Origin of the sequence: Enterobacter sp. CGMCC 5087, assembly GCF_003144775.1 — a bacterium.
Taxonomy (GTDB): domain Bacteria; phylum Pseudomonadota; class Gammaproteobacteria; order Enterobacterales; family Enterobacteriaceae; genus Enterobacter; species Enterobacter cloacae_M.
In genome coordinates this window covers 1-8,551 of record NZ_QFXN01000021.1, presented here as the reverse complement: position 1 = coordinate 8,551, position 8,551 = coordinate 1, and the positions used below count along the sequence as shown (strand labels likewise).

6 protein-coding genes are annotated in these 8,551 nt (G+C 60.0%); all 6 read left to right on the top strand.

All coding sequences use genetic code 11. The features are described 5' to 3' along the window. The first annotated feature begins 443 nt into the window (after positions 1-443). The 6 genes from DEO48_RS01340 (at position 444) to DEO48_RS01315 (ending at position 8,539) form a co-directional block, all read left to right on the top strand. Positions 444-2,156, top strand: coding sequence for an ABC-F family ATP-binding cassette domain-containing protein (locus DEO48_RS01340; RefSeq protein WP_109844107.1), 1,713 nt, complete (start codon positions 444-446; stop codon positions 2,154-2,156). A gap of 196 nt (positions 2,157-2,352) precedes the next feature. Continuing rightward, complete coding sequence (gene adhP / locus DEO48_RS01335; protein WP_109844106.1) at positions 2,353-3,363, top strand: alcohol dehydrogenase AdhP; 1,011 nt, start codon at positions 2,353-2,355, stop codon at positions 3,361-3,363. A 149-nt stretch (positions 3,364-3,512) separates the two neighbouring features. Continuing rightward, on the top strand, positions 3,513-5,132 hold the full coding sequence (locus tag DEO48_RS01330; RefSeq protein ID WP_109844105.1) for a TIGR04028 family ABC transporter substrate-binding protein: 1,620 nt from the start codon (positions 3,513-3,515) through the stop codon (positions 5,130-5,132). A gap of 10 nt (positions 5,133-5,142) precedes the next feature. Further along, positions 5,143-6,087, top strand: coding sequence for an ABC transporter permease (locus DEO48_RS01325; protein ID WP_024909556.1), 945 nt, complete (start codon positions 5,143-5,145; stop codon positions 6,085-6,087). After that, positions 6,084-6,932 carry an ABC transporter permease gene (locus DEO48_RS01320; RefSeq protein WP_047060936.1) on the top strand — a complete coding sequence of 283 codons (849 nt, stop codon included), beginning with the start codon at positions 6,084-6,086 and terminating at the stop codon, positions 6,930-6,932. Before DEO48_RS01325 ends, DEO48_RS01320 begins: the two co-directional genes overlap by 4 nt. Beyond that, a complete protein-coding gene (locus tag DEO48_RS01315) occupies positions 6,932-8,539 on the top strand; it encodes an ABC transporter ATP-binding protein (RefSeq protein WP_109844104.1) in 1,608 nt (535 codons plus the stop codon). The genes DEO48_RS01320 and DEO48_RS01315 overlap by 1 nt, the downstream gene beginning before the upstream one ends. The last annotated feature ends 12 nt before the right edge of the window (positions 8,540-8,551 follow it).

Genomic DNA, 8,551 nt, shown 5'->3' with positions numbered 1-8,551 from the left:
CCGGGAGCCCGGGTCGCCAGGGTGGTGGCGACTGAGCCACCCTGGCACGTTCACAGGTCATGTCGTTACAGAGTAGCAAGGAACATAAAGTGAACGGAATGACCACTACAGCCGTATGTTCCCCTCACCCTAACCCTCTCCCAAAGGGAGAGGGAATTAGATTCGCCCCCCACTAGCCAAACCCCTTTTCCCCCGCTACACTCCCTTCATCCATTAACCTACTGAATATATAAGGAGGCCAATTATGCTGTATCGTGAAATTTTCAATGTTTCACATACATTTGGTGATCGCACCAGCTCAAGCGTTATCGGTATCGTGCTGCGATAACTTCTGCTTGAGCGAAGACACCACCCCCTGAAATCCCTTCTCTCGGGCTTACTGAGTTATCGTCAGCGATGTTTGACGAGGCATAAACATGCCTGTAACTCTTGGGTAAGCAACAATGAGCACTTTACTCACTGCACAATCTTTACGCGTTGATACGGCGTTTGGCACGCTCTTCGACTCACTCTCCTTTACGCTGAAAAAAGGCGACCGCATTGGCCTGCTGGGCGACAACGGCTGCGGTAAAAGTACGCTGCTGAAGGTGCTGGACGGCACGGATTCCCCCGCCGCCGGAACGGTCTCGCTGGCCGGGCACTGCCTGATGGCGCGCGTGGAGCAACATCTCCCGGACGCCATTTTCCCGCTGACCATGCTGGATGCAGTACTCGCACAGCTGCCTTTAGCCGAGCGTGATAGCCTGCGCTGGAAAGCTGAAACGCTGCTGGCAGGCATGGGCTTCACGCCTCAGGATATGGCGCTGCAATCCGCCACGCTGAGCGGCGGGCAGCACACCCGCCTGCTGCTGGCGCGGGCGCTGATTCACGACCCGGATCTGCTCCTGCTCGATGAACCCAGCAACCACCTTGATTTGCCGACCATGCTCTGGCTGGAACATTTTCTACAGAACTGGTCAGGCAGCTTCGTGCTGGTCTCGCACGACCGACAGCTGCTGGATGCCGTCACCAACGGCAGCTGGATCCTGCGCGATAAAACGCTGCACTACTTCGCCCTTCCCTGCACGGCCGCCCGCAAGGCGCTTGAAGCAAAGGATGAAAGCGACGCGCAGCGCCACAAGGCGGAGCAAAAGGAGATTGACCGCGTGACCGCCAGCGCGAAGCGGCTGGCGACCTGGGGCAAGGTTTACGACAACGAAGACCTGGCCCGCAAAGCCAAACAGATGGAAAAACAGGTCGAACGGCTGAAGGAGAGCCAGACGGCGCTCACGGCAGGCAGCCCGTGGACGTTAACCCTGCGCGGCGACGCGCTGCGGGCCGACCGTTTGCTGGAAATGGAAAACCTCGACGTGCCTCCTGCACCTGGCCTGCCGGCGTTGTTCAGCATCGAAATGGCGCGGCTAAAAAGCGGCGATCGCGTGGCGATTGTCGGTCGTAACGGCTGCGGCAAATCGTCGCTGATGAGGCTCATCTGGCAACAGTTTGCCGATGAGTCCGCAGAAAGCGGGTTGAAAATCCATCCGCGCGTGTCGCCAGGCTATTACGACCAGACGCTTCACCAGCTAGCGGACAACGCCACGCTGCTCGACGCGCTGGAGCCTTTCGCACCGGATCCGCAGAACCGCAAAATGGCACTGATAAGCGCAGGTTTCCCGTGGGCGCGTCACGGGCAAACGGTCAGCACGCTCAGCGGCGGCGAGCGCTCGCGCCTGCTGTTCGTTGGCCTGACGCTTGCCCGCTACAGCCTGCTGATGCTGGATGAGCCGACAAACCACCTCGACATGGAAGGCAAAGAGGCGCTGGCGCAAACCCTTCAGCAGTTTGAAGGCGGCGTCCTGCTGGTCAGCCATGATCGTCAGCTAATTTGCCAAAGCTGCAACCGTTTCTGGCTGATTGAAGAGGGAAAGCTGAGCGAGTGGCACGATGCAGAAGCGGTGTTTGAGCGCCTGCGTGAAAGCGCGGGGCTGGCGACATCCACCGCGCCCGCCATCGACGCGGCGACGGTTCAATCCTCGCCGTATGACGATCTGCTCGAACGCCTGGTCGCGCTGGAAACGCTGCTGGAAGACGATCTGGCGCGTAAGCCGAAGCATCAAAAGCCGCATCTGCAGGCGCAATGGCGTAAAGAGATAGAGGAGATAGAGGCACAGCTGTAAGTCTGCGCCCGGCGAGTCTCTCGTCGGGCCAGTATTTTCCCCCTAAATTATTAGAGGAACGCCGTATTCTTATTCTGAAAATGGATTAAATAATGACATTATGTTGCCGTTGCCTTGCATTACAGCGCCAAACCACTAATCCTTGAGGGGTATTACACCTGCTATGCAGATACTCATCATGAACAAGGAGATACACATGAAGGCTGCTGTTGTCACTCAGGATCATCAGGTTAATGTCACTGAAAAAACCCTACGCCCGCTAAAGCACGGGGAGGCCCTGCTGAAGATGGAATGCTGTGGCGTATGCCATACCGATCTCCACGTGAAGAACGGTGATTTTGGCGATAAAACCGGGGTTATCCTGGGCCACGAAGGGATTGGTATCGTAAAAGAAGTCGGCCCAGGCGTGAAGTCGCTGAAAGTCGGCGATCGCGCAAGCGTGGCCTGGTTTTTCGAAGGCTGCGGCCACTGCGAATACTGTAATACCGGCAACGAAACCCTGTGCCGCGACGTGAAAAACGCCGGTTACTCCGTTGACGGCGGCATGGCGGAAGAGTGCATCGTCACCGCAGACTACGCCGTAAAAGTGCCAGACGGTCTGGAATCCGCTGCGGCCAGCAGCATCACCTGCGCCGGCGTCACCACCTATAAAGCGGTGAAGGTATCGGGTATTAAACCGGGCCAGTGGATCGCAATCTATGGTCTGGGCGGTCTGGGCAACCTTGCGCTGCAGTACGCCAAAAACGTCTTTAACGCCAAAGTCATCGCTCTCGACGTTAACGACGAACAGCTGAAGCTGGCGGCCAGCATGGGTGCGGATTTAACCATCAACTCCCGCAGCGTAGACGCCGCGAAAATTGTGCAGGAGAAAACCGGCGGCGCGCATGCAGCAGTCGTTACTGCCGTCGCAAAAGCGGCCTTTAACTCAGCCGTTGACGCCGTGCGTGCCGGTGGCCGCGTGGTCGCGGTTGGCCTGCCGCCTGAAGCGATGAGCCTCGACATTCCGCGTCTGGTGCTGGACGGCATCCAGGTGGTAGGTTCGCTGGTCGGTACCCGTCAGGATCTGCAGGAAGCGTTCCAGTTCGCCGCTGAAGGTAAAGTCGTGCCGAAAGTCACGATGCGCCCGATCGAGGACATCAACGCCATCTTCAAAGAGATGGAACAGGGCCAGATCCGTGGCCGTATGGTGATCGACCTACGTTCATAATCGTTCATCTTTCATTACCGCTCCTCGCTGGAGCGGTTTTTTTATAGCCATTTTCCGGCAATCCTTATCTTAATTCCTTTGTTCCCTTGTTTTCCCCTGCGCCCGATGATGAATCCGACGCTAACAAGAAGATAACAAAGGAATTCACCATGCAAACCCCATTTCGTCTGCCGCTGCTGACGGCGCTGATTCTGACGACCACCGCCGCCTGGTCCGCGGATGCGCCTGTTAAAGGCGGCACGCTGATTTATCTGGAGCAACAGGCGCACACCAACCTCTATCCGCCTGCCGGCGGCTTTTACCCGAACGGCGGCATTCTGAATCAAATCACCGACAAGCTGACGTGGCAGAACCCAAAGACGCTGCAGGTCGAACCCTGGGTGGCAGAAAGCTGGACCACCAACGCCGATAAAACCGAATACACCTTTAAGCTTCGTCCCGGCATCACCTTCTCCGACGGCACGCCGCTGGACGCCAACGCCGTGGCGAAAAACTTTGATACCTACGGTTCAGGCAATAAGGCGCAGCGCCTGCCGGTGTCAGAAGTGATCAATAACTACGATCGCAGCGAAGTCATCGACCCGCTGACCGTGAAGTTCTACTTCAAAAAACCGTCGCCGGGGTTCCTGCAGGGCACCGCCACCATTGGCTCGGGTCTGGTCTCGCTCAGCACGCTGAAGCGCAACTTCGAAGAGCTGGGATATGCACGCCACATCATCGGTTCCGGCCCCTTTGTGGTGAAGGACGAGAAGCTGGGTCGCGAAGTGACGCTGGAAGCACGTAAGGACTACCAGTGGGGGCCGAAAAACCTGGCGCAACAGGGGCCAGCCAATCTTGATGGCATCAAGTTTATCGTGACTCAGGAAGACAGCGTGCGCGTCGGCGCCCTGCTGGCCGGTCAGGCCGACTTTATTCGCCAGGTGCAGGCGTATGACGAAAAGCAGGCGACCGATCAGGGCTATAAAATCTACGCCGCCCCGACCCGCGGGGTGAACGACAGCATTAGCTTCCGTCCGGATAACCCGCTGGTCTCCGATATTCGCGTGCGCCAGGCGCTGCTGCATGCCACCAATGCAAAACAGGTGGTTGAGACCCTCTTCTCGGCCAACTATCCGCAGGCGAAGTCGGTGATTGCCGATTCCGCCGCTGGCTTTGTCGATCTCAGCGACAAATTGACCTTTGACCCGGCAAAAGCCAACCAGCTGCTGGACGAGGCGGGCTGGAAAGCAGGCGGCGACGGGATCCGCGCCAAAGACGGCCAACGTCTGGCGCTGACGGTGTATGAATCCCTGCCGCAGCCGCAAAACAAAGAGGTTCTGCAGCTGGTTGCCCAGCAGTGGCGACAGGTGGGCGTGGCGCTGAGCGTCAAAGCCGGAGACGCAGGCAGCCGCACGCTGGATAACCTTGATCCGCTGAAAACCCCGTTAACCGTCTCCGAAGTGGGCCGCGCCGATCCGGACGTGGTGAAAAGCATGTTCTACCCGGCTAACCGCGATGCGCTGCTGCAAAAAGGCGGCTCCAGCGACAAGGTCAAAAGCTTCCGTGACGACAGGCTGAATGAACTGCTGGTGAACATCTCCGCTGAGGTTGATTCGCAAAAACGCCTGCAGCTGACCGGCGATGCCCAGCGTTACCTGCTGGATAACGCCTACGTCATTCCGATTTTCGAAGAGCCGCAGGTCTTTGCCGGTGCGCCGTGGCTGAAAGGCGTCAGTTTTGAAGCGGTCGGCCGCCCGTCGTTCTACGGCGCGTGGATTGAGAAACACTGAGGAGCTGACGATGCGCCACGCACTTCTTCAACGCTTTGGGCACGGGCTGCTGGTACTGTGGGCCGCCTTTACCCTCTCGTTCGTGTTGCTCCAGGTGCTGCCGGGCGACGCGGTGCTGATTAAATTTCAGAACCCGGACCTGGGCTTAAGCCCGGCGCAAATCGAGGAGATGCGCGTGGCCTACGGCGCGGACAGCCCGCTGTGGCAGCAATACGGCCACACGCTGCTGGCGATGCTGCGCGGAGATTTCGGCTATTCGCTACAGGCCGGCGTGCCGGTCAGCGAGCTGATTGCCAGCAATCTGCCGGATACCCTGAGCCTCGCCCTGCCCGCGTTTGTGCTCGCGGTCCTGCTGGCCTTTGCGCTGGCCTTTGCATCACGTCTGCCGGGTCTGCGCTGGCTGAGCAATACCCTTCAGTCTCTGCCGGTCCTGTTTATCTCCTTACCCACGTTCTGGCTGGGGATAGCCCTCATCCAGCTTTTTTCTTTTCAGCTGCGGCTGATCCCGGTGATTAACCCGACGCCGCTGCAGGGGCTGATCCTGCCGATCGTGACCGTCGCGATCCCGATTTCCGCCCCGCTGGCGCAAATTCTGATGCGCAGCCTGGACCAGGTGGCGACGCAGCCGTTTGTCGCCGTCGCCCGGGCCAAAGGGCTGAGTGAAACCGCCGTCCTGTGGCGCCACGTTACCGGCAACGCCCTGCTGCCGGTCCTGAACATTGCCGGGCTGCTGCTGGGCGAGCTGATTGCCGGGGCGCTGATCACCGAAACCGTTTTTGGCCGCAGCGGGCTCGGGCAGCTGACCCAGCAGGCGGTGAATAATCAGGATATCGCCGTACTTCAGGCGGTTGTGATGATTTCCGCCCTCGGTTTTGTCCTGATCAATCTGCTGGTGGATCTGCTGATGCCGCTGCTGGATCCCCGTCTGCAAACCGTTACCGGAGGTGCATCATGAGTCTGGTCGATTACGCGGCCGCAGCGCGAAAACGCGTTCCAGCGTGGCAGGGAGTGGAATGGCAGCCGGGACTGTGGCTGGCATGGGGGGTGATTATTCTCGCCGCTTTTGCCGCCGTAGCGCCCGGCCTGTTAACCCACTACAGCCCGATTGAGGGCATCGCCGGGGCGCAGCGCCTGGCACCGCAGGCCGGTCACTGGCTCGGGACCGATCAGCTTGGCCGCGATGTTTACACGCGTATCGTTTATGGCGCCTCCCATTCCCTGAGCGCGGCGCTGGCCGCCGTCACGATGGGGCTGGTGGTCGGTACCGGTTTAGGGGTGATCGCCGGGGCGTTCGCTGGACGCGTCGAGTCTCTGCTGATGCGCTTCGTAGACGTACTGCTGTCCATCCCGTCTCTGCTGCTTTCGCTGACGGTGATTATTCTGCTTGGGTTTGGCACCGTTAACGCCGCGATTGCCGTCGGCGTTGCCTCCATTGCCAGCTTCGCCCGCCTCGCGCGCGGTGAAGTGGTGCGCATCCGCCACACGGATTACGTCGAGGCGGCGTTCGGCAGCGGCGGGACGTTTTTCGCCGTGCTGTGGCGACACATCCTGCCCAACGCGTTAACCGCCGTCCTCGCCTTTGCCACGCTGCAGTTTGGTCAGGCCATCCTGGCGCTCTCCACGCTGAGCTTTCTCGGCTACGGCACCCCGCCGCCGGTGCCGGAATGGGGCTTACTGATTGCCGAAGGCCGTAACTATCTCTCTACAGCTTGGTGGCTCACCACCTTCCCCGGCGTGGTCGTCATCGCCGTAGTGCTGGCCACCAACCGTATCAGCCAACAGTTCAGCGGAGGTCGCTAATGACCGTGCTCTCAGTGGAAAATTTGACGATTAGCTACCGTACCGCGCGCCAGTGGCGAGAGGTGGTGCATAACGTCAGCTTCACGCTCGGACGAGGGGAAATGCTGGCGTTTGTCGGCGAATCCGGGTCCGGCAAAACGACCACGGCGCAGGCGATCATTGGTCTGCTGGCTGACAACGCCCGGCGCGATGCGGGAAAAATATCGCTCAACGGCGAGGAGATTAGCCGATGGTCCGCAAAGCGTCTCGATACCCTTCGCGGAGCGAGAATTAGCCTGGTACCGCAGGATCCGGGTAATTCGCTCAACCCGGTGAAAACCATCGGTGCGCAGGTCGGAGAAATCATTCAGCTCCACCAGAAGGTGACCCGCGCCGAGCGCGACGAGCAGGTGCTCGCCCTGCTGACAAAGGTCGGCCTGAGCCATCCCGAACAGCGCATGACGCAGTATCCCCATCAGCTCTCCGGCGGGATGAAACAGCGCGTGCTGATTGCCATCGCCATTGCCCTGCGTCCGGACGTGATCGTTGCCGATGAGCCCACCAGCGCCCTGGATGTGACGGTGCAAAAACGCATTCTCGATCTGCTGGATATCCTGCGCCGGGAATCGGGTACCGCCGTTCTGTTTGTCACCCACGATCTGGCGCTGGCCGCACAGCGCGCGGACAGGCTGCTGGTGTTTCGCAACGGTGAGGTTCAGGAGCACGGCGGCACCGCCGATATCGTCCGCACGCCGCAGCACGCCTACACCCGCCAGCTGTTGAGCGATCTCCAGGGCCAGCGCCTGACCATCGCCCCGGTGGCTGGTCTCCCGCTCGCGTCCCCGGCCATTCGCGCCCGGGCCATCAGCAAGCAATTCTCCCTGGGCAAAGGTCATCAGCTTCAGGCGCTGGATCGGGTAACGTTTGACGTCAGGCGCGGCAGCACGCATGCACTGGTCGGTGAATCCGGCTCCGGGAAAACCACCCTCGCCCGTATTCTGCTGGGTTTTGAACAAGCCGACAGCGGACAGGTCATCATTGATGATATTGATGCCACCGCGCTCAGCCGCGAGGCCCGCCGTCAGCTGCGCCAGAAGATCCAGTTTGTCTACCAGAACCCGTTTGCCTCTCTCGATCCGCGTCAGACGCTGTTTGACATCATCGAAGAGCCCCTGAAGAACTTTTCTCGCCTCAGTAAGGCGCAGCGAAAGGTCCGGGTGGAGACCGTGGCGCAGCGGGTTGCCCTGCCCGTCGAACTCCTGAGCCGCACCGCCCGGGAGCTTTCAGGCGGACAGCGGCAGCGCGTTGCCATCGCCCGGGCGCTGATCCTGGAACCGACCATTCTGGTGCTGGACGAAGCCACCTCCGCGCTGGACGTCACCGTGCAGGCGCAGATCCTGGCTCTGCTTCAGCAGCTGCAGCAGCAGCTGGGATTGACCTACCTCTTTATCACGCACGATCTGTCTACCGTCCGCCGGATCGCTCACAGCGTCACGGTGCTGCGCAGCGGTCAGGTGGTCGAACAGGGCGATGTCGGAACCTTATTCGCGTCGCCGCAGAACGACTATACCCGCGAGCTGATTGACGCCATTCCCCATTTTTCACCCGCTACGGAGGAGTTCGCATGACGCGAAAACGCC